Consider the following 2,579-nt stretch of genomic DNA (forward strand, 5'->3'; position numbering starts at 1 on the left):
CGTGCAAGAGGAGGCTTTTAATGGTTCTGTCCTTTGTTTCTACAGGAGCAATGAGGATAGACGAGAGGATAAGGGTCAAGGAACTTAAAACAGAGGGGTTCATGGATTCTCTCATCCACGGCAAACGTACCTGGCAGGGACAAGCCTTTCATGGCGTCGTCGAAGCAGGTTGATGATTTCGTAGTGTCACATGGGCATTAAGACATGCTGGCCCTCCTGAGCTTATGAAAGGATGTAATCGCCGATACAGACCAAATCGTGAGTAAGGTCAAAAATTGCCATTTCCTCTTCTGTCAGGCCTTCCCTCACGGTGCGAGACGCTTCATCACCCAGTGTGCCGATGAACTCCTTCAGCTTATTGAAAAACTCTTCTGCGGAGCAGGCACCAAGGTTGTACTCATCGACAAGTTCTTTGAAATTCTCCCGCAAATCCTGCCTGCATTTATTCCTGGCCACCATAGGTGTGAGCTTACGCTCTATCAGATTCTTAAATATTGTTCAAATAAGAAACTTTTTTGCTATTCGGCGGTCAAAAAAGATAGTTGAGCATTTCTGATATCGGCAAGACTGAAATTCAGTATTCTGAAACCCATCAGCGGGAACAGGGTGTTCAAAACTTTATAACCAGTAACAAAGTGCGGTGTTCTGTTTTTGGAAAGCACATTGGAAAGCACAAAAGTTGCATTTTTTAGGGAGTTTTAATTATGTTTCCAAGTCTGTCAACGATTTATATTCCGGTCCGATCTTCACCAACAGTATCTGATAATACTATCAATAAATTGGACGTCACGAATCCGCAGGGTGACATTGAGTCCAGTATTGATCTGAATGAAATGCGTGCCAAGGCCAAGGAAAAGAGTAATCTGGTTTGGGCAGGAATTGTCAGCACTGACGTTGATAAAATAACTCATCATGAAATAAAGGTGGCCAGTGGTGAGTCACTTTTTCTGAAGTTTCGTGGATTACGACCAAGTTATGATTGCAAGTTTCGTGTGACTGCCATCAGGCATCGGGATGTGAAAATATTTCTGGTCAGCGACTATACCGATCAGCGAGTGATAGAGGCTTCCGAGATAGTTGGCAAAGAGGGGCAAGATAAAATATTTGTCCTGGCTGATGAGTTGCCAGATTATGCTGAAAGAATGCGAAGTTTTCATCCCTTGTTGCCTAATATCCAGGGCGCTGACGTGAAGGATTTAATAAGCCATCTGGCAAGCAAGGGATTTTATCTCAAAGATGGCTTTGTCCGCTGTAATGGCTGTGAATACCGTGTACCTCTGGAGGAGTTTACCAAGAAAATCAACTCCCCGGAGAGTTATCTGGCATCAATGAAATCAATGCTGCCTTTTCTTAATGACGTATTGTTCAAAAGCGATGCTAATGAACACGATGATAACAATTGTTTTCTGGCCACAACGGATAAGAAAACATTTCTCCGGGTTAGTCACGCGCCAGATCCCAAAGTCGAAGGTGGGTTCAGAGAACAGGGGCACTATACTGTCTGTCAGCATAATGGCACTAATTACATCAAGTACCCAAGCTATACCAAACGGTGGTCCTACAATAAATTGAAAGAAGTGTATGCAAAGAGTTGGGAAAAGAAGTATGCTGATCGCTTCCTGGATCACGATAGTTATTCTCTTCTGTTTACCACAACGGTTCCAAAATCGGCAATGCTGTCTCAGGATGATTTAATTTATGAGGCTTCGCAGATTAAAATCGATCTTGACAGGTTGAGGCAAAAATATAATGATTTTCAGTGCCTCGTGAATCAGTCATCGGTTCATAATCCAGAGTTGGCCAAAGCATTAAACTTGCCTGCGATACAAAGCCTTTTATCCCCTGAAATTGGCCTGCTTTTTTCCAGAATCATCTTCAAAATCGGCGAGAAATCGGCCAAAAACCTGCCATGTCATGATAAACAGGGCTTGCACCATATGGTTGATCAATTGCTGAAATTTATCGAACTTCAAGGTGGTGATGTTGGTGATAAAGGGTTGAAGTGTCTCGGTATATACGCCGACGAAAACGATGCTGAAGCTGCCTGCGTGGATTTTGCTGTGCTGTCAGGGCAGAGCGAAATATCACCAATGCAGCAGCAGTGGCAGGAGCTTGAAAAAGGTTTTGCCCAAGCCATTACCACCACAATACTGAACCCTTTGCGAGAGATATTCAATACCCATGAGTTGGGTGATCCCGTCCTGAGCAAAATCTTTGGCGTCAGCGTGGAGGTTGTCTCACCGTCTGAGGTGCCAGCCCCTGCATCCCTGATGTCTGTGCGCAGACGTAAGGCATCGTGAGGGGCGGTTCATGTGGTTGTTGACAGAAGCCGCCAGAATGAAGGGCACGAACCTATCGGTATCCCCCCATCATAGACACGAGACCACCGGTTGACCTTTGTCGTTTGTATCGGAATGTATAGCACCGCACCAGGCAGTGTGCCATGAAAGGAGTTGGCGAACATCTTGTTTTTTTGGGTATTCCAATGCCCAGACGTTAGCAGTGCCTTTTCCTCCTGAGCCTATGACAAGCAGAAATCAATCGCTTGACTTTGCATCATCAAGCTTACGTTTTCGGTG

2 protein-coding genes are annotated in these 2,579 nt (G+C 44.8%); one reads left to right on the top strand and one right to left on the bottom strand.

Translation table 11 applies throughout. The features are described from left to right. Positions 1-222: 222 nt before the first annotated feature. A complete protein-coding gene (locus KDK16_RS09900; protein WP_373690973.1) occupies positions 223-495 on the bottom strand; it encodes a type I restriction enzyme endonuclease domain-containing protein in 273 nt (90 codons plus the stop codon). Between the two features lie 209 nt (positions 496-704). Between KDK16_RS09900 and KDK16_RS09905 the strand changes: the two genes are divergently transcribed. Beyond that, on the top strand, positions 705-2,300 hold the full coding sequence (locus tag KDK16_RS09905) for a hypothetical protein (RefSeq protein ID WP_257275873.1): 1,596 nt from the start codon (positions 705-707) through the stop codon (positions 2,298-2,300). Positions 2,301-2,579: the final 279 nt, after the last annotated feature.

The sequence above is a fragment of the Endozoicomonas sp. SESOKO4 genome, from assembly GCF_024606275.1.